The organism is Arenibacter algicola (genome assembly GCF_000733925.1).
Lineage (GTDB): Bacteria > Bacteroidota > Bacteroidia > Flavobacteriales > Flavobacteriaceae > Arenibacter > Arenibacter algicola.
Genome location: NZ_JPOO01000001.1, coordinates 361,660 through 384,562 on the forward strand (window position 1 = coordinate 361,660; position 22,903 = coordinate 384,562).

Consider the following 22,903-nt stretch of genomic DNA (forward strand, 5'->3'; position numbering starts at 1 on the left):
ATTAATATATTGAAAAGCAGCACTTTAATGTTTTATAAAATCATATAAAGCCATAAATGACGTGTCTGTCACGCAGGGGGTCGCGGGTTCGAGTCCCGTCCGGACCGCTAAAAGCCTTCAACGCAAGTTGAGGGCTTTTTTCATTTTAGGGGACGAATCAGGGGACGAATAATGGATCAAGAACAATTGTTGTGTTTATGCAAATATTGTGGTTAATCTATAAAGGAAGAATTCTACGTTTTTGACTCCTCTGAATTGCGCTCTAAAAGCTTTTATTTTTGCATTGAATGATTCCGCCGATGCATTTGTACTCCTGTTTATAAAATAGTTCAGGATCGACCTATAATTGAGCGATATCGTATTAGCAATAGTATTGAAGGCCCTAAAGCCTGTGTTCTCTAGGATCATGATCATTTGATGTGTTTATAGAAAGATTCCAGTTGATTTGTAGAGAATAATGTATTCAGTCCAAACAAGAAAAATATAGAAAAGCCTCTACTGAGTTTTTTCTACAGAGTAAAATGGCTTCCCAATTACTCCTTCATCACTAAATAAGGAAGATTTCTGAATATCTTGAAGGACCTTTGTAATAAGATGTACTTTGTTATTGACCAGGACACTATCCTGTACCAATCGGATTCCGTGACTGTAATCGGCATATGTTTCACTATGACCCGCATAGACCGGCTGAATTGGGGTTCCATTTTGGTAATGCCAACCGTAAATAACAACTGGCTTGGACGATTTTTCATAGATTTTGTTGGAGATTATAACATCCTTTTTATGTCCGGCCACCAAATCTCCCAAAGATGCCTGTTTAAGGGTCTCTTTCCTTTGCCCTTTTAACCTAGTGTTGTGTTCCCACATAACCGGAATGGTTGTCATTTGGGGACTGGGAGGAATGGGGGAGGGAGCCAATTTTACGGAGGCGTTGCTCCAAATTTGATCTACCATTTGTTTGGTTGGGAGGGTAAAATCGATAGCCTTGGCTATTTTCTGGGCCAGGATTGGGGTCATTGGCATTAAGAAATAATCGGTATCCGAGCCAACGGCCAAATAATCTGGAAGTACATAATAGGTTACAACATAAGCGGAATCCTTGATGGTTTTTGAAAATGAAATGGGAACCAAGTCACGTAAAAAAGTGGGGATATTTCCATTCAATATCTCTTGGTAAATTTGATTTTCCCTGTCTTCCACGCTTAGGGTATCGATCTGATTTTTAAAAGTACTACCGGAAATAGCGTCATTGGCACGTGCAGGGAGGGGTAATTTTTGGGCCTTCAGTATCCCAGAAACAGTCATGCCTAAAAATAAAAGCACGACTGTTGACTTATTTAATGCCAAATAGAAAGTTTTACTCATTTTTTTGATGTTCCTTATTTACGAATGTATTTGCTTGAATTTTTTTTGTTTTAAACAGCCTGGTACATATTGTAATAATAGGTAGCCGCAGCCAGATCTTCCAAGGCATGTCCGACCGACTTAAACATCGTAATTTCCGCAGCACTTTTCCTACCTCCTTTAAATTGGGATGCAAGTTCAAATAAATCGGCCTTAATGTCCGTCTCCTTCAAAATTCCACTTTTTAAAGGAATGACGATATCTCCACTTTCCTTTAAACCGCCTTGATACGTATCAACATACACTTCCGCTTTTTTAACTGCTTCATCATCTGCCTCCCGCATATCCACCTTGTAGGCTCCTACCAGATCCACATGTTGACCGGGCTGTAGATATTTTCCCAAAACAAGAGGAGTTTTGGATAAGGTGGCAGAGGAAATAATATCGACTTCAGATATCTTATCCTTAATCGCTTTAATGGGTTGGACATGGAAGGATGCGTTCTTAAATTTTTGACTCAAGCTAAGTGCCTTGGAACAATCCCTGCCCCAAACATAGACTGTTTCAATGGGACGTATACTGGCATGGGCCTGTATTAAATTGGGAGCGAGGGCACCCGTACCTATCATTAAAAAGGAGCTGGAATTTTCCCTAGATAAATATTGTGATGCCAAAGCGGAGGCAGCGGCAGTCCTTTTTACGGTTAAACTTTTGGCCTCCAAAAGTCCAAGGACTCTACCCTTTAGGGCATCCAGATAAATATACGTTCCCTGAATGGCCGGTAAGTTAAATTGACCGTTTTTGGGACTCACAGTGGCAATTTTTACCCCAGCCTGTTTGCCGGGCTTCCAAGCCGGCATCAATAGCAAGGTGGAATCTTCTTGGACTTCGGGATTGGGAAAATCGTGATGATGTCTCATGGGCACCAAGGTGTCCTGGGCAGAAAATGCAGTCCTCAACGCATTTATAAGATCGGGAAAATTGGTGTTTTGCTCTATAAAACTTGCCTGAATTTGGGTTATATTATTCATCTCCCCAAAGTTATAAAAATAAAGGAAAGTCAATCTCGGTTCACAGATACCATACAAGTGGTTTGGTTTGTATGAAACCTACCTGGAATTCACAGTTAGGTCTATAGTAGCTATGTAAACGGCACAAAGGGACAATTAGTCGCAATAATGTTTTCGGCCATAATTTAATTGCCAATTAAGCACTTATATGCTACACGGATCTACATTAAAGGCCTTGCCTGCCAAATTGGATAGTTCCCCCGAATACCTTTTCGGCAAGCTGGCCAGTATGTGTTTAAGATGTGATTCATTTTGCCTCAATGGAACATTGCCTTTTTCATAAACCAGTATTCCATTATGGCATTTCATGGACAAACCTAAATTTATAAAAAGACAATCCCTTGCGGTTTTCCGCAAGGGGGTTAAAAATGTTCTTGGTGGTTTGGAATTTTCCTTAAATGGATATTGAGAATTGCAGTAGCCACTAAAAATAATTAAAGGTCACTTAATTATTTAAACAAATTTGATTAGCTTAGGAGGGGTTGTTCGGTATCGGAATCAGTTATTTGTAATTAAGATAAAAGATTAAATGTTACTCTTTATGGCAACAAAAAAGCACATTGATCATCAATTAGTCCATGTTATTTTAATTATGCTCAATAATAGATTTTACTTTCTTGGCACCGAATAGGAAATATAAAGAAATGGCAGTTCTCCTCCGTATATATAACATCTTGATTATCTTATTGTTTTCGGGCATTATGATGCAATGCACGAAGAGTTTGCCACCTGGAGACCCTGATAATGGCGGATTGCTACTTCCTGAAGGTTTTGAGGCGGTAGTGGTGGTAGACAGTATAGGGCCTGCCCGCCATCTTGCGGTTAATGACAATGGCGATGTATATATAAAAATGCGATTTGCCCATCCGGAAGGCGAGAATATTGGTCTGCGCGATACTGATAATGACGGAAAAGCCGACCAAATTGAACGGTTTGGGGTATTTGATCAGCGCGGTTATTACGCTACAGGGATGCGCATCTATAAGGATTACTTGTACTACAGTACAGCAAGTACGGTATATAGGCAAAAGCTGACCAGGGGCAAGTTGGTACCTGAAGGTGAACCTGAGGTCATGCTTACGGATGACTATCAAAATTCCCCTTATGGCTATTCCCATATTGCCAAACCATTGACTTTTGATGGTGACGGTCATATGTATGTTCCCTTTGGTTCTCCAGGAGATGTGTGCCAGTCAAAAGAACAGAATAGAATGCCAGGGGCATTGGGGCAGGATCCATGTCCTGAGTTGGAGTGGCACGCCGGGATATGGCAATTTGACGCAGATAAGCCTGGCCAGACGCAAAAGGACGGCTATCACTATGCTACAGGTATTAGGAGTGTTGTTGGGATGGATTGGAACCCTTACGATAATACCTTATATGCCTTGCAACATGGAAGGGACAACCTGAACCGTAACTGGCCGGAATACTACTCCCCATGGCAAAGTGCTATGCTACCTTCGGAAGAGTTTCTCAAGGTCGAAGAGGGGACCAATGCTGGTTGGCCTTACTACTATTACGATCATATGCAGGGCAAAAAATTGCTTAATCCAGAATATGGAGGTGATGGCAAAAAGGAAGGTGATGGGGCTAAATACGAGCAGCCCATAATTGGTTTTCCAGGTCATTGGGCACCCAATGACCTGCATTTTTATCAAGGTGATCAATTCCCTGAGCATTATAAAAATGGTGCTTTTATCGCCTTTCACGGCTCTACTATCAGGGCTCCTTTTCCTCAAGCCGGCTATTTTATTGCTTTTGTCCCATTTAAAAATGGACAAGCTGGCGAGTGGGAAGTATTTGCCGATGGTTTTACACAGGTCGATAAAATTGTTGATACGGACGATGCAGGATATAGGCCTATGGGTATTGCCATGGGACCGGATGGTTCATTGTATATCAGCGAAAGTGAGCACGGTAAAATTTGGCGGGTAATGTACAAAGGGGACAAGAAGAGTTTTGGAAAAGACCAACTTTCGAAAATGGAAAAACTCAAAAACTTACCGCATATCAAAACTCCGGATGAAACTAAGGATGATCTTACGCCACTTAGGGCAGAAGCGGGAGCTGTATTATATAACAAATACTGTGGAGCCTGTCATATGGCCAATGGTATGGGAGACGGTAGTAGGTTTCCGCCGATCGCCGGTTCAGAATGGGTCAAAGGGGATCAACAAAGACTTATAGACGTTGTGTTGAGCGGATTAAGTGGGCCCATAGAAGTGAATGGCAAGGCCTTTGACGGTGTAATGCCAGCGGTAGATTATTTGGAAGATGAGGAAATTGCCCAGATTTTGACGTACATAAGAAAGGAATTTGGGGATAATTCCCCACCTGTTGGGTCCTACTATGTGAAGCAGGGCAGGTACTTCGCCAAGAAGAAAAAACAGGAAAGTGGCATTTAGATTTCTAAATGTTTTTAATGTAGATGATATGAGTTGGGGGTAGGAAGGAAAGATGAATGGAGTTTGTGTCCAGACATATTATACAATACGTTTTTCAGGGACCATAGATCAAAGAATTAAAGTTGATGGAGGCATATATCCTTGGTATGGATTAAATTTAGACCTCAAACAAATCAACCACCGAAAATGAAAAAATTAGTACCCTTTCTATATCTTATTCCTATTTTGTGCATTGGCCAAACCAAAGATGCCGAAGCCAAACCAATAGCAAAGCTTAATACAATTTATGTAGATGAGCCTTTTGTTCAAGAATATCACGAGGCATTTATTGTTGCCGAAAACAGTGAAGACACCAATAACGTTAGGGCCATAAAACCCGATTTGGCGGGCAACATCTGGATTGCCACCAAAAATGGCATTTATCAAAAGGAAGTCGATTCCAGGGAATGGAAGTTAGTTATTAGTGGGAACAATCAGGGTCCGGCCTATGACGTAGAAATTGATAAAGAGCAAGATGTATGGATGGCCACTTGGAACGGAGTTTATAGGAGTCGCTCCGGGGATATCCAAAAAATGGAAGGTCCTAAGCCGCCTATTGCCAAACTGCTATCGGCAAAAGAAGGTTTTTATGCCCTTGGGCCACATGGAATATGGCTGTATAAAGACAGTAAATGGTCGAAAAAAGAATATAAAACAGCGAGAAGTATTCGTGCGGTACTGTCTGATAATAATGGGGGACTTTGGATAGGTACGGACGTGGGCCTGTATTACTGTAAGGATGAAAAAACTACGGCATATCAAGCAAACGTGGATCTGATCAGTGCCTATGTTAGGGGAATGGATTTTGACCAGGATGGAAATATGTGGATAGGGGGCCTGGGGGGTATTTCCATTAGAAACAAAACCGCAAAAATTGGGGAAAAACGGCCTGAGGATGGGATTACCAATGCTAATGTAACCGCTGTGGCAAGAGGACCGGACGGTAGGATGTGGGTAGGTACCCAATACGGCATAACACGATTTATCCCGGGAGAAAAAGAGTATTCCGTTAGATTGGGCAAGCGCTGGTTGGTAGATGATGCGGTGAACGATATCGCTTTTGACCAGCAGGGAAATGCATGGGTTGCGACTGCCAATGGAGTTAGTGCCATAAAGAACCGGAAGATGACCCTTGAAGACAAGGCAGACTATTTTTATGATAAATTGATACGGCGCCATGTCCGGGAACCATGGATAATAGCCCGTTCCAAATTAGTGGTACCGGGCGATACTACAACCATACAACCGGAGGACGATGATAATGATGGGGAGTTTACATCCAATTATCTGGCCATGGAATCCTTTAGGTATGCAACAACCAAAAATCTGGAGGCTAAGGAAAGGGCCAAAAAAGCATTCGATTTCTTACATTTTTTAAGGGAAGTAACCGGGGAAGATGGTTTTTTTGCCAGAACTATAATTCCAGTTTCCTGGGAGCAATCCCATGATATGAACCGCACTTATACCGAACGCGAATTGGCCGAGGCAATAATTGAAAACCCAAGACAAAAACCGGTGGAAAAGCGTTGGCATGTTTCCAAGGACGGTAAGTGGAAATGGAAGGGCGACACCAGTAGCGATGAGATTTCGGGCCATTTATTCGGCTATTATTGTTACTATAACTTGGTGGCCGATGCCAAGGAAAAAAAGCGGGTAGCGGATCATTTTAGTAAAATTATGGACCATCTCATAGAAAACGACTTCAACTTGGTAGATGTTGACGGGACCCATACCAAATGGGGCGTATGGTCCCCGAATATCTTGAACCATAATCCCGACTGGGCTCCGGAAAGGGCATTGAACTCTTTGGAGTTGCTGGCGTTCTTAAAGTTTACCCATCACATTACCAAAAAAGAAAAGTATCAAAAGGAATATTTGAAATTGATCAAGGAAGAGGGGTATTTGGAAAATGCAAAAACCTTGCATAATACCAATCCTTCCTGGGAGACATATTTTGATATTTTTTTGTCCCTATACATGTATCCGACCCTAATAAATTATGAAGATGATCCTGAATTGAAGAGGGAGTATCACGACCATTTGGAGCAATGGTTCAATAAACATAAAAAGGCAAAGAGCCCCATGATCAATTTTACTTACAATTTTCTAACAGGGGGAGATGAGGAACTGGATAATTCCATTGCCTTTTTAAAGGATGCCCCCTTGGACTTGGTAGACTGGTATGTGGACAATGCCCAAAGGGAAGACCTTAAGGTAGTTCGGAAGCCTATTCTTGAAGAGCTGCAAACGGCCTTACGCCCACCAAGTGAGTACCGAACTATGCGATGGGATCAAAACCCTTATGTTGCGGTTAGCGGTGATCCGTCCCAGGAAAAAGAACCTGTATACTGGTTGTTGCCCTACTGGATGGGGCGATATTTAAACTTGATATCCGCGGAAAAGTAAAACTTTAAGCTATTCAATGCATTTGCTATAGCCCAGTCAATGTGCGAAGCTTACAGCCCCAAGAGCTGCCATTTGTTTGTTTTAGTCTTTAAAAAAGATTCTTTTTTACAAGCTCATAATAACTGGCACTTACGGGTATGATCGCTTTTTCAATCAATAAATCCCTGCCCTTTAAAGCGTTTACTTTTGCCTTGTTAACGATATATGATCTATGTACCCTCATGAAACTTTGTACCGGGAGCTTTTTCTCCAAGGCGCTAAGGCTCTGGTTGCTCATAATCTTACCTTGAGGAGTGTGATAAATGACATATTCACTATCACTTTCTATGTATAGAATGCTATCAAACTTTATTTTATGTAGGTCATAGCCAGATTTAACAACTATTGAATCCTCTGTGGTTTCCTGATTAGTTTCTGTTTTAATTTTGTTGACCGCCTTTAAAAAGCGTTCAAAGGTAATTGGCTTTAAAAGATAATCTATGGCATTTAGTTCAAACCCTTCCAGGGCGTATTCGGAGTATGCCGTGGTAAAGATGACCTGTGTGCCGGGTGGAATCATTTTGGCAAAATCGGTACCTTTTATTTCGGGCATTTGTATATCCAATAGAAGGAGGTCTATTTTTTTTTCCTTAAGTACTTTGATGGAGTCCAAGGGGTTTTCGAAATCGGCCACCAATTCCAAAAAATTCACTTTGGCAATATAGGTTTTAAGGAGGCTTCGTGCCAATTCCTCGTCGTCTACAATCAAACATTTAATGCTTCCCATTCAGATCTATGTGTAGTTGAACTTTAAAAGTAGTTAATTCTTTTTGGAGCTTTAAGCTATGCTTTTTAGGATATAGAATTTCCAATCTTTTCTTTACGTTTTCGAGGCCTATTCCTCCCATTTTGTCCTTTTGCATAGACTCTTTGGGAATGCTGTTTTCAATTTCAAAATGGATTTTCCTGTCATCGGAGAAGATACTTATTTTTAAAAAGGCATCTGTTATCTTTTCTAGATTACCGTGTTTTAGGGCATTTTCAACAAACGGAATAAAAAGCATAGGGGCCACCTGTACAGTATCGTTTTTTATTTGAAATTCTGTGTGTATGGGATAGGTTTTACTGCTTTTTAGGACGTACATGGCCAGATAGTCCTTTATATAAGCTACCTCCTTTCCTATGGGTACATAAGCCTGTTCACATTCGTACAAAACATAGCGTAACATATTGGATAGGGTACTGATTCCCTGTTGGGTCTTCTCCGAATTGGTAACCGAAAGGGCATAAATATTGTTCAGGGAATTGAAAAGGAAATGTGGGTTGATCTGCGATTTCAGCAGTTTTAGTTCGGTCTGCAAATTTTCATTTTTGTTCCTAATGGTTTCTTCTTCCTTCTTTTGGGCAAACAAAAATGTCTCTACAAAGGTGGCCAGCACATAGGCAATGGACATTATCAAAAAATGGATCAAAAACTGGGGCGGTACCCTGGGGCGCATAGGGCGTGGTGGACCTGCCTCACGTGGTGGCTGACCTGAAAATAGTCCCAAAACAGGTTCGGAAATAATGGCGGCACAGAAAACGATCAGGGCCAAAGAGATCAATATAAAGGGCACATACTTTTTTTTGAACAAAAGTGCTGGAGCTGTGTAATAGATCAAAACGGCTATGACCACAATTTGTAAAAGAAAGGACGGTGTGTTTTTTTTTGCAAAGCCTGCATCATCTGTCATTAGTAACCAGGCCATAAGCCAAACGGCTAGCCATAATACAGTGTGAAAAAGAAATCGTTTAGTTCTGTCCATGGTACAAATTAAAGGAATTAATTTTCATCGCACTGCAAAAATTGGCCATCCAAACCTTTCTGAATATGTAGTTCACTGAAGCTAACACCTCATACGCTTAAAACCTCCAGTGCTTCATTGAAACTGGCCATTTGGTATTAAACCACGGGCCACCTTTGTAGTCCAAAGAATGAATTTAAAAAACAATAACAATGAAAAAAATGGTATTAAAATCAGCAGTGTTAACAGCAATGGTAACCTTATTTTTTAGCGCTAACCTTAGTGCGCAATCCCAAGGGGGTAAAGGACAAAAAGAACCACCATCCGTAGACCAAATTTTTAAGGAAATGGACAAGGATGAGGACGGTAAATTATCCAAAGAGGAATTAAAGGGCCCTATTAAAGATGATTTTGACACGATAGATACCGATGAGGATGGCTACATCTCTAAAGAAGAGTTGGAGAAAGCACCAAAGCCTAAAGGACGTAAACGTGAATAGGTAGAAAACTTAAGTGTAAATATAAAATTGAAGCTATGACCAATAAATTCCCATATTTTCTTGTAGGTACCGTGCTCCTCATGTCCTGCCTAAACTGCAGCAATGATAGTGCTGATACTACGGATGATAGCGAAACTATAGATGATTCTGCTGTTGTAAATGTTGATCCATCCTACTTTTATACAGCAGATGGGTCGGTCACGATTACTACCGTACCTTGTACACTTTCAGACGGCACCCAAACGGATTGCTATCAAATTGTTACCTCTAGTTTGGCAACAGATCACGAAATGGGCCCTTGGTGCCCGGACCACATCGCAGACGGTGAGGAAGCAGGAGGTATATGGCTGGAAGGCGGGGAAGTTTATGATGTGGATGGTGCCTTTGTTGAGAATTTGGCGACATTTTACAATGATACCAATTGGCTGATGTACGATGCCAATGGAGATATTTATGTAACCGATACGGAAGAAGATTGTGAGAATGCCGCTAACCCCAATGTAGGCGCCGAATATGAGAACTTCTGCGTAGAATGCCTTCCTTCCTATATTACCGATTTAAGTCAGACCTGGGTTATACCAGTAAGACCGGTAATACAGACTAGTCCCACTTTGTTTACTACTGCAGGAGGAGGACCTCCGGGAGCAGGCAATACGGCGCCTTCGACTCGTGGAGTAGCTTTGAACGGCATAGAATTTTCTGCTCCGGCACCTGTGGATAATATACTTGGGGCCTACACTCTCGCTCCTTTTGATGACGCTGGGGGGCATATTAATGTACATCAGGGCTATCACTACCATGCTGCTACAGGATTTGGTACACAAATAGTACAAGACGATGGGCATGCAGCTTTGATAGGATATGCCTTGGACGGATTTGGAATATTTGCTTTGGAAGATGCCCATGGCGATAGTCCTTCCGACCTGGATGAATTACGGGGGCATACGGATGATACTAGAGGATATCATTACCATGTAGACGCTGCAGGGAATAACAATTTTATAAATGGTTTAAAGGGTGCTTACGTCAATTGACAATACAGCTAGGAATAAGCCATGACCAAATAAGTATGCAAATCGATGGGGTTTTGGCTTATTCCATATGCCCTTTTGAACAAAAATATAAACAGATGAAAAAATATATGTTACTGCTTGTTGTGTTTGGGTTTTCAGTGGCCAGTTTTGCCCATAATCCCAATGTTTCTACTACCATGCTCGTAGAAAAGGAAGGTAATGGTTGGGTATTACAGATAAGTGCATCATTGACCGCTTTTCAACAGGAAATACGAACACATTTTGCAGAAACACCTTATCAAACTCCAGAGGAGTTTCGACAAATGGTGTTGGAGCATATTAAGAACAACCTTCGGATCAGCTTCAATGGGGAAGAGGATATTTCTTTCGGAAATGGGGCCGTAAAACTTGGACATGAAACCATGGTGGTTTTCGAGGTCTTCGGCATTCCCTCGGAGATAAATTCGGTTCTTGTTAGAAACAGTGCCTTTAAGGATATTCACCAAAATCAAAGCGCCCTGGTTTTTTTAAAGGAAGGATTTGGCAAAGATCGTTTTGTATTAAATAATGCGAATGAACACACCCTGTCATTGGAGGTAGTCGGAAATGAATTTGTAGAAGTAGGCCAAAATGAGGCTAGCTTTTTTTCATCCAGTATAGGGGTTATTTTATTTGGAATTGCAGTTATTTTGATTTTAGGGCTGGTTTTGTTAGGGGTAGGATATTTATTTAATAGGCCTAAAAAAGTGCCACTTACCATAGTTCGATGACCCAAAAATTGTGCGGTACAACTAATTGGCTTTAGTGGTATTTAAATGTAGTAGAATTATTGTCACCAAGTTGAAATACGAGTGAATAACAAATCACATTGTAATCAAAGTAATTGAAATTCAATCTAAAAAAAGAAATATAACCAATGGAGCTATGGGATAACATATGGGGCCATTTCAAGATTGCGGGTAATGAACCCAATCTCTGGTGGGCTTTTATTGTTTCATGTATGGTAATTGTCTTAGCCGCTTTGGTTATTTATAAAATGATCAATCCTGTAAAATAGCCCTTAACCCTTAAAGTTAAAATTGGTTTACCGATTCATATATATTATAGGCTTAATAGCAGCTGTAGTTCATGGAATTAAGGATTTTGCACTTAACGGATGAATTAGATTTGACATTGCATAACCTATGTAAAAGTTAAAAACATCACATTAAATTAAAGGATATGAAAAAAGAAGTGAAAATAAAAAAAAGAATTATGGCATTGGCAATGGTTCCGGTCTTGTTAATAAGCTCTCTAATTGCTTGTAGTGCGGATAGTGCCAGTGACGAAGAAATTGAAGAAGCCGAAGTAACAGAATTACATGCCGCCTTTGCAGCCTTTAATTCAGAAGCTACCACCATTTATTTGGAAGGATCCAATGTCGTAATAGAAACAACGGGTTTGCCCGATCATGAAACGGTGTATTGGGGAGAGGGAAATGCATTATATAAGGAGGAGCCAGATGTTGATAGAACCCCAAGTATCATGTCCAGTAACAACAATGCTACTACAATTATAGTGGATGCAACCCCTAATTTAACGGGAAGTACCGTATCTACACAATTGAACACTATTGGCATAGCAGTAAGTGGGGCTTCCATTTTCAATGATCAAGAAGGGGGAGGTTCATTAAACCAAGCAGCTGCTAGTTTGGATTGGACTGGAGCCCATATAGGCCCTGGGGTTTATCATTATCACTTGGAGCCAAAGGCTTTCACCGATGACGATGAGAAACTGGTGGGGATACTCTTGGACGGGGTTTTTCTTTACGGCAGAAAGTGTACTTCCACAGGGACCTACCCAACAGATTTGGATGCTTCTGGAGGACACACAACTGCAACCCAGTATACCGATGGTGAGGAGGAGTATCATTACCACATCATTAATGAATTGTATTCAACGACAGGATCTTATCTGGCTTTTGCCGGTCCATATCAAGGATATTAAAAGGAAATTATGCGACCATTAATCCTATTGTTCTTTACGGCTTTCTTTCTGTTAAATTGTAAGCAGGCACCTAGCGGTATTCGTGAAGGGGGAAAGTCTGTGGCAATCAATTCTGTTGAGGTGTCAAAAAAAGATTTGGTCCTTAATCAAATAGAAGGCAAATGGTATTATAAAAACCAGGCTTACAATGGCTATTCGCTGAAATTTCACGCCAATGATACCTTGGCCGAAAGATTGGGGTTTGTAAATGGTAAAAGGGAAGGTGTGGCAAGAAGTTGGTCCGAAAATGGAGTGCTTAGGGTAGAATCTACCTATCATCAAAACAAGTTGGTAGGGGTGTATAAAAGCTGGTGGGAAAATGGGGTACTGGCGGAAGAATCCAATTACGTAAATGGTTTAAAGCAAGGTGAGGAAAAGCAATGGTATGCTACCGGGCAATTGTCTAAAATAAGGCAATTGGTGGAAGGGAAGGAAGAAGGCTTGCAAAAGGCCTGGTTGCCGAACGGGACCTTATATGTTAATTATGAGGCCAAAAACGGACGCATTTTTGGGATGCTTAGGGCTAATTCATGTTATAAATTAGAAGATGAAGTTGTTGTTAGGGATTAGGAAGATTGGGGTAGTTTTATTTTGTTTGTTGGCGCTTCTTGTTAGTTGCAAAAATCAAGTAAAAAAGGAGACCGTTGAAGTGGTGGAGACCAGTAGGGTGGAATACCTTCCCTACTACAGAGATGAATCCTTTACGCCATATTGGATAACGCCCAATAGCGATGAGGAAAAAAATTTCCATAAAATCCCGGATTTTCAACTGCTGAATCAACTAGGGGATACTGTTTCCCAAACGACTTTTGATGAAAGGATCTATATAGCGGATTTCTTCTTTACCACATGTCCCGGTATATGCTTAAAGATGACCGGGAATATGGCAAAAGTACAGGAAGCATTTAAGGATGATCCGGAAATATTGTTGCTATCGCATTCGGTAACCCCCTCAATAGATTCGGTTCCGGTACTTAAAAACTATGCCGAAAAAAATGGGGTAAAGGATAATAAATGGCATTTGGTTACGGGAGACAAAACGGAAATTTACAATTTGGGAAGAAATCAATATTTTGTGGAAAATGATTTGGGAGTACCAAAGGATATAAACGACTTTTTACACACGGAAAACTTTTTGCTTATAGATAAAAACAAGCATATTAGAGGTATTTATAATGGGTTGAACAGGGCTTCCATAGCCCAGCTCATTACGGATATCAAAGCTTTAAAATTGGAGTAGTTGCTATGCGTTTATTTGCAAAAATTCGACGGGGCTTCATATTTTCCGGAAAATTCAAAAGCTATCTGCTCTACGCTTTTGGAGAAATATTCCTGATCGTTATTGGTATTTTGATCGCATGGAAAATCAACGATTTAAATGAAATCAGGAAAAACCGGATAGTGGAGATGAAGATCTATCACAGTTTGTATGAAGAATTGAACACCAATTTGAAAGTTCTTAATGAGGGCATTATCAAGTACTCCAATAATGTTAACAGATTGGAAGCTGCCTTAAACTATGTTGGCCTTGCTCCCGAAAAAATTACAAGAGGGGCCAAGGATACTATAGTGCACATTAATTATGCGCCAATGGTCTTGTTGGATGGAGCCTTAAATTCGGTTATAAGTACTTCTAAATTTGAGATTATAGAAAGCGATTCTTTAAAAACCCTTATCGCCAATTACCCCACGGAAATTGCGGAATTTAAGATAACAGACGCAAAGATCAACGATATAGTCGTCAATCACTTACAGCCTGTATTGGAAAAGCATCTTGCCTTGGTAGATATACTGCCACAGGAAAACCCTAAGTACAATAAAATTAGAGACTTTGGAAGAGTCTCCAATTATTACACATTACTTAATACAAAGGAATATCAGAACGCCTTGGTGGATAGATTGCTGCAAACTGAAAACCTTTTGACCCAGGCCAAAAAATTAAGGAATAGGACTCAGGTCATGGGCCTAAAATTACGACAGGAGCTGGGGTATCCTTCAGAAAATTTATAGTAGTGCCTCTTTGTTGACCAGTCAGAGGTGGATGATATAATTACCTCCATACAGTACGGAAAGCTTAAGGAATCCAGAGTGCGAATATTTGGTAGGTGACAATCCTATTTACAGTATAGGGGTTTACTCCCCTTGGTTAGTTTAGTTAGATTTAAAAGGGAGGTCGTTTCTCCCTTTTTTTATACATTTTGATGCGAATTCGGAAAAATCAAGAAGACATTTAAAAAGGACCCATGGCATTTTACAAATTTGATCCTTGCATTCGTTCTCGGAATGAAGTTCAGATGGCTTAAAACTTTCCAGAACATGGACATCAAAAACAGCTTAATTATATCATAAATTAGTGCTAAAAGCTATCTTTTGGTTTTAAAAGTTAATTTTACGGAATTTAAGTTTTAAAACTAATAAAACATGATGAAAATGAAATTCTTTGTAACTGTTCTAGGCTTAGCATTATTAACCATCACCAGTTGTAAGAATAAGACAGAAGATAAAAAAGTGGTCAGTACGGAAAGACCTAATATTCTTTTTATAATGTCAGATGATCATACCGCACAGGCCTGGGGTATTTACGGTGGAATTTTAAAAGATTATGTGCACAATCCCAATATAAAACGGTTGGCAGCCGAAGGCTGTGTTTTGGAGAATTGTTTGGTGTCCAATTCCATTTGCACTCCCAGTAGGGCAACGATCCTAACCGGACAGTATAGTCACGTTAATGGGGTCACGACCCTAGGGGCTGGTTTATCCCCGAGTCATAACAATATAGCGAAGGAACTGCAAAAAGGCGGTTATGCTACCTCCGTAATCGGGAAGTGGCATTTAAAACAAGAGCCGGCAGGGTTTGATTATTATGCCGTACTGCCTGGGCAGGGAGATTATTGGAACCCAAGATTAAAAACTGCCGACAACTGGGAGGATTACTACGGAGGCGGTAAGGTAGTGGAAGGTTTCAGTACCGATATCATTGCCGATAAAACCATGGAATGGATAGAAAATAGGGACAAATCCAAACCCTTTATGGCCATGTGCCATTTTAAGGCTACCCACGAACCCTATGATTACCCGGAACGCTTTAGTAATCTATATCGGGATGAGGAAATTCCTGTACCCGATTCTTTTTATGATCAAGGAGCTGAAACTACCGGTCGCGTCTTTAAGGGGCAATCTATAGACAACCTACAAAAACGCTATTTGGATGCCACTGCCGATCCGGAATTGAGAAAGGATTATATGGCCTATCCGGAACTGCCCTTCTCTGTGGAAGGCTTGAGCGCTGATAAGGCGCGGATGAAGACCTATCAAAAATTTGTAAAGGATTTTATGCGCTGTGGAGCTGCCATTGATGACAATATTGGCAGATTGTTGGATTATTTGGAAAAGTCTGGATTGGCAGAAAACACCATAGTTATATATACCGCCGATCAGGGTTATTTCTTAGGGGAGCACGGTTGGTTCGACAAGCGTTTAATTTATGAGGAATCTATTCACATGCCCTTTGTAATACGGTACCCAAAAGAGATTCCAGCTGGTACCCGAAATGCCGATATCATAGAAAATGCCGATTTCTCGGCCCTCTTTGCAGATTATGCTGGCATAGATTATCCTGAAACTATGCAAGGCCATAGTTTTCGGGAAAACCTAAAAGGTAATACCCCGGCAGATTGGCGAAAGCATGGCTACTATAGGTACTGGGACCACAGCAAAGACAGGCCAGGCCATTTTGGGATTAGGGGAGAGCGCTACAAGCTTGCCTTTTATTATGGCAACGGACTTAAGGTAAATGGGTACAGCAAAGAGGAGCAGCCTGAAAAATACTGGGAATTCTTTGACCTGGAAGAGGATCCCAATGAACTTTATAATGCATATGCCGATTCAGATTATCAGGATGTTATTTCCGAAATGAAAGCCGAAATTCTTAGACAGCGTAAAATGCTAGGCGATCTTGATGAAGGTAATGAGGAAATTCATCAAATCATTGCTGACCATTGGAATGATTAGTAGAATTCCAGTTATTCAGACCACCTAATGGCTATTAAAAGTTTGATAAGTTATAAGCCCAAAAAAGCAAAGAATTGGGTCTTATGACTTTCTCCGATGGGAATACGGGTATCGTTGATTACAATTCGGTTCCTTTGTATGGTCTTGATCACATTAACGTTGACGACGAAAGATTTGTGCACTCTTATAAACTGGTAATGGGGTAGTTTTTCCATAAGATCCTTGAAGCTCAAAAGTGTCAAGATGGTCTTATTGGTACCTGCAATATGAATTTTTAAATAATCTTTGAGACCTTGAATGTATTCTATATCATCCAAATTTATTTTGATATTCTCGTGTTCGGATTTTACAAAAATAAATTTTTGGTTATCGTTGCTTCCCCCAAAGGAAGGAAAAATATTGGCTTCCGTTGGTTTTACCTTTTGGGCCAAAATTTCTTTGGTTCTTGAGATGGCCTTTATAAATCTATGATAGGGAATCGGCTTAACCAAGTAATCAACTGCGTTAAGTTCAAAACCTTCCACGGCATATTGGGTATAGGCTGTAGTAAAAACAAATAATGGCCGGTTTTCCAAAGCGTTTATAAATTCCAGACCACTTATTTGGGGCATTTCAATATCACAAAAAATTAAATCAACTTTTTTTTCCTTAATAACTGTTATGGCATCCAAAGGATTGGTATAAGTGCCTACTACATCGGTAAAGTCTATTTTTTTGCAATAGTCTGTCAATACATCTATAGCCAAAGGCTCGTCATCAATTATTATGCAATTCATAGTTCTTGAAATTTAAGGTTAAATTTACCTCATAGGTCTTTCCATCATCCGCTATAAGCAATACATGGGCATGGGGATACAAATAGTTTAATCTGTTTTTTACGTTTTCGAGGCCTACTCCGCTACTTTTCGATTGGGCTTTAAAAGTTCCAATTATGTTCGTTACCTGTAGATGTATAGACTCATTATTTATGGAAAGGTTTATTTTCACAAAGGTTTTTCCATTGTAATCGGTGCCATATTTAAATGCGTTTTCAATAAAGGAGATAAATAAAAGTGGTGGGACAAATTTTCCCCTTTCCTCACCGGATATTTTTAGGGACACATCCTCACTGTTGGAAAGTCGCAGCCGCTGTAAAGCCACGTAACTTTTAATGTATTCCAATTCCTTGGCAAGGGGCACTAGTCTTTTGTCCGCCTCGTAGAGCATATACCGCATAAGTTCGGATAAATTGATTACCGCTTCGGAGGTATCGGGAGATTGTTTTACCGAAAGGGAATAGATAGTATTTAATGAATTAAAAAGAAAATGCGGGTTTAATTGGGTCTTTAAAAATTGAAGTTCTGACTGTATTTTTTCTTTCTCCACCAATTTACGGAGATCTTCGTTTTTTTGCCATTCCGTATACACCTTTAACATTGTTCCAAAAATATAGGGAACGGCGAAAATAATGGTCGTCATCAATAAAAAACGAAAAGCTCCAGGGCCATTATCCGTAAATGGGCGCATACGGGCCGCCCGTCTGGGAAGGTCGTCGGGTCCCATAGGCGGATGGACTAAATTGGACAAGATACCTGTGGCCAGTAACAGTAGAACAGATAGGCCAATATAGGTCCACATACGATCCTTTAGTAATAATTTTGGTGCCAGATAATAATAATTGAGGTAGAAGAGTGCTATGGCCAAAAGTAATTTTGCACCTAAGCCGTATGGAATTGTCCTAGACTCTGATAGGAAAGGAAAAAACAGCAAAATGGATAGTGTGGACCATAATAGGGTGTGAACAAGCCATTGTGGTATATTTTTCTTGTCAAAAGCCATGCGCTGCTTTATTTTGAGTTAAATTCAGGAATTTGCAGTTCCTTCAATTCTAAAAGTGTCAAGATTGGACTCTCTTTTCTTAATAATTTGGTGATAACCCTATTGGCAGTGCGCTCTGCATCTTCAGCTGATGTAAACGGCTTTTTTCCTTCTAAAATTGGAATATACTCCTGTCTAATAAGTACTTTGTCCTCTAGTGCTATTTGATATCCATAGCCATTCCCTACCTTAAATGTTTCGGAATGCAGCGGGTTTTTGCTTTTTGTTGAACCAAAGGTGTAATCTGTGAAGTTCAAAAATAAAAGTCCAAATACGACCGCAATCAAAATATATGCTACTAAAATTCTTTTCATTTATCGTTTATTTTAAAAGAGCTATGCCAAACAGCATAGCTCTTTTTACTAATTAATAAGTAAACATAATCAAAATCACTAATCTTCGTCGTCGTATTCGTCATATGGTAAAAATTCCTCCAAATCATCCAAATAGAGGCTACCTGTACGGCCTAGACCTATAAATGCCCTTACGTTATTGGAGAATACCACTGCATCCTGTCTGGATGTTCTTTCAAAATCTGTTTTGGATTCCCAAGTATCGGTATTGGGATCATATTCCCAAATAGATTGTAAGGTTCCCCCAAAGGTTCCTGTGGCTATATATCCATAGTCATTTAGAGTAAAACCTAAGGCATTGCTTCGAACAATGGAATAATCGTCTTCCTCGTCAAGATCCAATTTCTGTGTCCAACTTTCTGTGGCGGAATCAAAAGCCCAAAAGTCATTCAAATAAATACCATTGGAAACCCCGGTTCCCATATATGCAGTTTCACCTATGGTAAAGGTGGTTGCAGCCCTTCTTTTGTCACCACCAAAGCCTACTAACTCGGACCAGCTATCGGTAGATGGGTCGTATTTCCAAAAATCCTTCCTATCGTTGTCACCGTCAAAACCGGTACCAAAATAGCCATAGCCGTTTATTCCAAATGCAATAGCACTTCGTCTTGGGGTAGATGGGAAGGATGCGATTGCCGTCCATGTATTGGTGCTTGTGTCGTAAGAATAAAAATCCGACAGTTCGTCAAGACCATCATAACCAGATCCTATATATCCCTTGTCATTTATGGCAAAGCCTACTGCGGCATTCCTTGCTGCTCCTGGGAAATCGGCTTTTTGTGACCAATAATCACCATCCATATCATAGGCCCAAAAGGAGGTTAGGTAATCATCGCCATCATAACCTACACCACTATATCCAATGTTTCCAATTGTGAAATAGGCACTGCCACTACGGGGACTCCCATCAAATACAGATTTGTCTATCCAGTTTCCTAGATCTTCATCCTCATCGTCGCTAGAGCAACTGGCCATTAAGCAAAGTGTTAAGCTAGCCATAGTTAACATTCTAATGTGGTTTACCCTTTCCTTCATATTATAAATGTATTTCATTAGTTATTTTTTTTTTTCAAAACTAGATGCCGAACCTCGGGTTTGAAACTTAAATAGATAAAGTCACCTATTTAACATATGAAAACGGCTATTTTATCTACCAATGGTAGAGCCTATTTAATAGCTAAAATCCCCCATTTGGTCTTATAAGTTTGTGGATTGGTCTATTGGGGTTTCCGGGCTAGGGAAACGCATTTACTTTTGGTATCAAATAATGAACGAATGAGAAAACTCCTTGGACTTATAGCTTTGCTGGCATTAATGGTTTCATGTAGCGATGATACTATTAATGATTCCGATTTTGTAGCTGGCGGGACATTTACGAACAGTAATATACGGGTTGTACAAATTGATACTATGAACGTGGAAACCTATACCATGAAGTTTGATAGCCTCGTAACTTCACAAGCCACCCGTATGTTGATAGGGAAATATATAGATCCAGTTTTTGGGGCTGTGAAAAGTGCAACCTATGTGGAATTGTTGCCCAACAGTTATTCTATTGACTCGGAAGCCGAATATGACAGTATCGGCTTCTTTCTTAAATATGACGCTTACTATTATAATGACACCCTTAAAAGCAACACCATCCATATTAAGGAGTTAAGTGAGCTACTAGAGCCGGAGGATGGGAGCAATTTTTACAATACCAGCAAGGTGGCATATTCCGATGAGGATTTAGGTTCCATAACCTACACTCCAAGGCCCCTTGAAACCGATTCTCTAGTTATAAAATTAAGCGACACTTTAGGGCTCGGTATTTTTGATCAATTACAACAAAAGGATATTACCAACACGGAGGAATTTAAGGATTACTTTCATGGGCTAACCTTTCAACCGGGCGAAGACGACGATGGGTCCATAATAGGGTTTGATTTTTCTACAAGTGTAATGCGAATGTATTATAGTATTCCCGGAGAGGAAAGTCGAACACAATTTACCGCAGATTTTACCATAAACACGACCAGCAGTCCAATACCTTTCTTTAATCAGATGTCCGTAGTTGAAACCAACGAATATTTGGAGACACTAACAGATAAGGAAGTTCTTCTCAATAGTTCCGAATCGGATAACCAAAGTTTTGTGCAGTCCGGTATTGGATACACCACCAAAATAGAATTTACGAATCTAAAAACGCTTTTCGATATTCCGGGACAGGGCACCTTGTTGAATGCTGTTCTTAAAATAAAACCGGTTTTGGGATCCTATAGTGATGAACTGGCTCTAAGGGACAACCTAGCGCTTTATATAGTAGATCAAAACAACGATTTAACGGAGCAATTGCTGGGAACGGATAATGCAGCGGTACAAGCCACTTTAAACCGCGATGGTCAGGAATTCAATGACATTTATTATGAAATACCCCTAACTACCTATATAGAAGGAATATTGTCCACAGAAAGGGATGCCGACTATGCATTTATTCTTTTGCCAGAGAATTACAACAGCACTGTAGACCGTTTTGTATTAATGGGAAAAGAGGGCACTGACCAAGGTGTAAAATTGGAACTTACCTATGCAATATATGATGAAGATGAATAAATTACCTTTATTTGCCCTATTTCTAACGTTTTTATCCGCAATTCCTGTTTTGAGCCAATCCGAGGGGCTCACAAGTTCACCTTATTCCCTATATGGTCTCGGTGTAATAAACCAGACCAGTATTGGCCGCACCAATGGCATGGGATATTCCGGAATAGGGTTGAAATCCGACACAGAAATAAATAATTTGAATCCTGCCAATTTTGCCTTGACACCCCAGAATTCATTTTTTTATGATGTCGGGATAAGGGGAAAGCATAACAGTTATAGCAATAGGATAAATGATGAGGCAAAAACTACGTTCAATTTTTCAAATTTGGCCCTTGCCTTCAGGATAATGGACAGACTAGGAGCGGGAATAGCCCTAGTTCCATATACCGACGTTGGGTATACCCTGGTTGGGGTAAAAACCAATATTGAGGGATCTGAAGAATCCTTTGAAAGTAACGTAAACGGTCTTGGAGGAATGAGCGATTTTAAGTTCAGCCTAGGATATGGAATTACTGATAATTTGAGGTTTGGAGCCAGTTTCTCCTTGTTATTTGGGAAGATTGAGGAGGAAGAATCCTTTCAGGTTTACGGCAGTGCCCTGGTCTCTACGGAGGATACCAATTACAGTGGCGCGCGTGTAGGTCTTGGACTGCAATATGACCTAACAAATAAAATCACTATTGGAAGTACGGTCCAACTTCCAACCAGTCTAAAGGGTAGTGTAAGGCGATCTGTAATTAAAAGTCTTGATGGGGTTGAAATAGACGTGGAAGAGGATGAAAGTGATACTGTTGCCGATTTTAATATGCCATTGGAACTGGGGGTGGGTTTAAGTACCAATTTTCTAAAATCCTTTACCCTAAACGCCGATTATAAAAAGAATTACTGGAGTGATACAGGACAGACCGAGAATATAGGGACATACGTTGATCAGGATATCTATGCGGTGGGTTTGGAATTCGTAAAAAATGCTGCCAGTTATAAATTTAACCAGCGTATTCGATATAGGACTGGTTTCAATTACGACACTGGGTATTTGTCCATCAACGATGAAAAAATAAATGGCTATAATTTTACCGCCGGTATTGGTTTGCCTATTGGCCGGGGTAATAATTCCATGCTCAATTTATCCTATTCCTATGGGTCCAGCGGACAAATAGAAAATATACTCGTCAAGGAAAATTACCATGTACTTACCCTTAATTTAAGCTTGGAAGACTTGTGGTTTAAGAAGCGAAAAACCGATTAACGTGTGTTCGATGGATTTTAAATTGATAATGTGTTGTTTATGGTAATGTTGTCCGGTCGAGACCCAAGAAATTTTATTTTTCAAGCGGTAATAATGACGTAAATTGGATCATAATCTACCGAATTGCAAAATAATCGTAGTCGGAATAGTGTTATTTACCTGTGTTCGAGCATGATTTTCAAAAATTTGGAAAGCGAATCTGGTACTCAATTTCTATAATTGATGTCCGTATGGTAGTCTTGCAAGCTTGTTTTTTTTGAAGGCAATTTGGTTTTATAATCA

Annotated in this window: 21 protein-coding genes; 12 read left to right on the forward strand and 9 right to left on the reverse strand. The window is 40.1% G+C overall.

Annotated elements, in window-relative coordinates:
• Nucleotides 1–195: 195 nt before the first annotated feature.
• The 3 genes from U735_RS25180 to lhpI all read right to left on the reverse strand — a co-directional run bounded on the left by U735_RS25180 (nt 196) and on the right by lhpI (nt 2,375).
• Nucleotides 196–414 carry a transposase gene (locus U735_RS25180; protein ID WP_316932996.1) on the reverse strand — a complete coding sequence of 73 codons (219 nt, stop codon included), beginning with the start codon at nt 412–414 and terminating at the stop codon, nt 196–198.
• An 81-nt stretch (nt 415–495) separates the two neighbouring features.
• Nucleotides 496–1,365: a hypothetical protein gene (locus U735_RS0101530; protein ID WP_146032841.1), complete on the reverse strand. Its 870-nt coding sequence runs from the start codon at nt 1,363–1,365 to the stop codon at nt 496–498.
• A gap of 50 nt (nt 1,366–1,415) precedes the next feature.
• A complete protein-coding gene (gene lhpI, locus U735_RS0101535) occupies nt 1,416–2,375 on the reverse strand; it encodes a bifunctional Delta(1)-pyrroline-2-carboxylate/Delta(1)-piperideine-2-carboxylate reductase (protein ID WP_031442140.1) in 960 nt (319 codons plus the stop codon).
• A gap of 683 nt (nt 2,376–3,058) precedes the next feature.
• Between lhpI and U735_RS0101550 the strand changes: the two genes are divergently transcribed.
• Both U735_RS0101550 and U735_RS0101555 read left to right on the forward strand, forming a co-directional pair.
• Nucleotides 3,059–4,819: a PQQ-dependent sugar dehydrogenase gene (locus U735_RS0101550; protein ID WP_034247952.1), complete on the forward strand. Its 1,761-nt coding sequence runs from the start codon at nt 3,059–3,061 to the stop codon at nt 4,817–4,819.
• A 186-nt stretch (nt 4,820–5,005) separates the two neighbouring features.
• Nucleotides 5,006–7,264 (forward strand): ligand-binding sensor domain-containing protein, encoded by a 2,259-nt coding sequence (locus tag U735_RS0101555; RefSeq protein WP_034247954.1) that lies wholly within the window; start codon nt 5,006–5,008, stop codon nt 7,262–7,264.
• 88 nt (nt 7,265–7,352) lie between these two features.
• Here U735_RS0101555 and U735_RS0101560 read toward each other — a convergent pair whose 3' ends face one another.
• Nucleotides 7,353–8,030 carry a LytR/AlgR family response regulator transcription factor gene (locus U735_RS0101560; RefSeq protein ID WP_031442143.1) on the reverse strand — a complete coding sequence of 226 codons (678 nt, stop codon included), beginning with the start codon at nt 8,028–8,030 and terminating at the stop codon, nt 7,353–7,355.
• The gene (locus U735_RS0101565) at nt 8,017–9,048 is read right to left on the reverse strand and encodes a sensor histidine kinase (protein ID WP_031442144.1); all 1,032 of its coding nucleotides are present in this window, start codon (nt 9,046–9,048) and stop codon (nt 8,017–8,019) included. Before U735_RS0101565 ends, U735_RS0101560 begins: the two co-directional genes overlap by 14 nt.
• Before the next feature lie 191 nt (nt 9,049–9,239).
• Between U735_RS0101565 and U735_RS0101570 the strand changes: the two genes are divergently transcribed.
• The 8 genes from U735_RS0101570 (at nt 9,240) to U735_RS0101610 (ending at nt 16,576) form a co-directional block, all read left to right on the forward strand.
• Complete coding sequence (locus tag U735_RS0101570; RefSeq protein WP_031442145.1) at nt 9,240–9,527, forward strand: EF-hand domain-containing protein; 288 nt, start codon at nt 9,240–9,242, stop codon at nt 9,525–9,527.
• A 35-nt stretch (nt 9,528–9,562) separates the two neighbouring features.
• Nucleotides 9,563–10,561 carry a YHYH protein gene (locus U735_RS0101575; protein ID WP_031442146.1) on the forward strand — a complete coding sequence of 333 codons (999 nt, stop codon included), beginning with the start codon at nt 9,563–9,565 and terminating at the stop codon, nt 10,559–10,561.
• Between the two features lie 95 nt (nt 10,562–10,656).
• A complete protein-coding gene (locus tag U735_RS0101580) occupies nt 10,657–11,310 on the forward strand; it encodes a hypothetical protein (protein WP_034248195.1) in 654 nt (217 codons plus the stop codon).
• A gap of 451 nt (nt 11,311–11,761) precedes the next feature.
• Nucleotides 11,762–12,526, forward strand: coding sequence for a YHYH protein (locus U735_RS0101590; RefSeq protein WP_051891820.1), 765 nt, complete (start codon nt 11,762–11,764; stop codon nt 12,524–12,526).
• Nucleotides 12,527–12,535: 9 nt separating this feature from the next.
• Nucleotides 12,536–13,135, forward strand: coding sequence for a toxin-antitoxin system YwqK family antitoxin (locus U735_RS0101595; protein WP_031442149.1), 600 nt, complete (start codon nt 12,536–12,538; stop codon nt 13,133–13,135).
• Nucleotides 13,113–13,805, forward strand: coding sequence for an SCO family protein (locus U735_RS0101600; RefSeq protein WP_031442150.1), 693 nt, complete (start codon nt 13,113–13,115; stop codon nt 13,803–13,805). The genes U735_RS0101595 and U735_RS0101600 overlap by 23 nt, the downstream gene beginning before the upstream one ends.
• A gap of 5 nt (nt 13,806–13,810) precedes the next feature.
• The gene (locus U735_RS0101605) at nt 13,811–14,575 is read left to right on the forward strand and encodes a hypothetical protein (protein ID WP_031442151.1); all 765 of its coding nucleotides are present in this window, start codon (nt 13,811–13,813) and stop codon (nt 14,573–14,575) included.
• Nucleotides 14,576–14,995: 420 nt separating this feature from the next.
• Nucleotides 14,996–16,576 carry a sulfatase family protein gene (locus U735_RS0101610; protein ID WP_031442152.1) on the forward strand — a complete coding sequence of 527 codons (1,581 nt, stop codon included), beginning with the start codon at nt 14,996–14,998 and terminating at the stop codon, nt 16,574–16,576.
• 50 nt (nt 16,577–16,626) lie between these two features.
• Here the strand turns inward: U735_RS0101610 and U735_RS0101615 are convergent, their stop codons facing one another.
• The 4 genes from U735_RS0101615 to U735_RS0101630 all read right to left on the reverse strand — a co-directional run bounded on the left by U735_RS0101615 (nt 16,627) and on the right by U735_RS0101630 (nt 19,794).
• Complete coding sequence (locus tag U735_RS0101615) at nt 16,627–17,352, reverse strand: LytR/AlgR family response regulator transcription factor (RefSeq protein ID WP_031442153.1); 726 nt, start codon at nt 17,350–17,352, stop codon at nt 16,627–16,629.
• Entirely contained in the window at nt 17,333–18,394 is a 1,062-nt protein-coding gene (locus U735_RS0101620) for a sensor histidine kinase (RefSeq protein WP_031442154.1), read from the reverse strand. The genes U735_RS0101615 and U735_RS0101620 overlap by 20 nt, the downstream gene beginning before the upstream one ends.
• 8 nt (nt 18,395–18,402) lie before the next feature.
• Entirely contained in the window at nt 18,403–18,747 is a 345-nt protein-coding gene (locus U735_RS0101625; RefSeq protein ID WP_051891821.1) for a DUF4907 domain-containing protein, read from the reverse strand.
• A 78-nt stretch (nt 18,748–18,825) separates the two neighbouring features.
• Entirely contained in the window at nt 18,826–19,794 is a 969-nt protein-coding gene (locus U735_RS0101630; protein ID WP_371514384.1) for a Kelch repeat-containing protein, read from the reverse strand.
• A 267-nt stretch (nt 19,795–20,061) separates the two neighbouring features.
• On the opposite strand from U735_RS0101630, the gene U735_RS0101635 reads away from it, so the two are divergent.
• Together U735_RS0101635 and U735_RS0101640 are read left to right on the forward strand one after the other, a co-directional pair.
• A complete protein-coding gene (locus tag U735_RS0101635; RefSeq protein ID WP_031442157.1) occupies nt 20,062–21,381 on the forward strand; it encodes a DUF4270 family protein in 1,320 nt (439 codons plus the stop codon).
• Nucleotides 21,374–22,621, forward strand: a complete 1,248-nt coding sequence (locus U735_RS0101640; RefSeq protein ID WP_103104000.1) for an OmpP1/FadL family transporter — start codon at nt 21,374–21,376, stop codon at nt 22,619–22,621. The genes U735_RS0101635 and U735_RS0101640 overlap by 8 nt, the downstream gene beginning before the upstream one ends.
• The last annotated feature ends 282 nt before the right edge of the window (nt 22,622–22,903 follow it).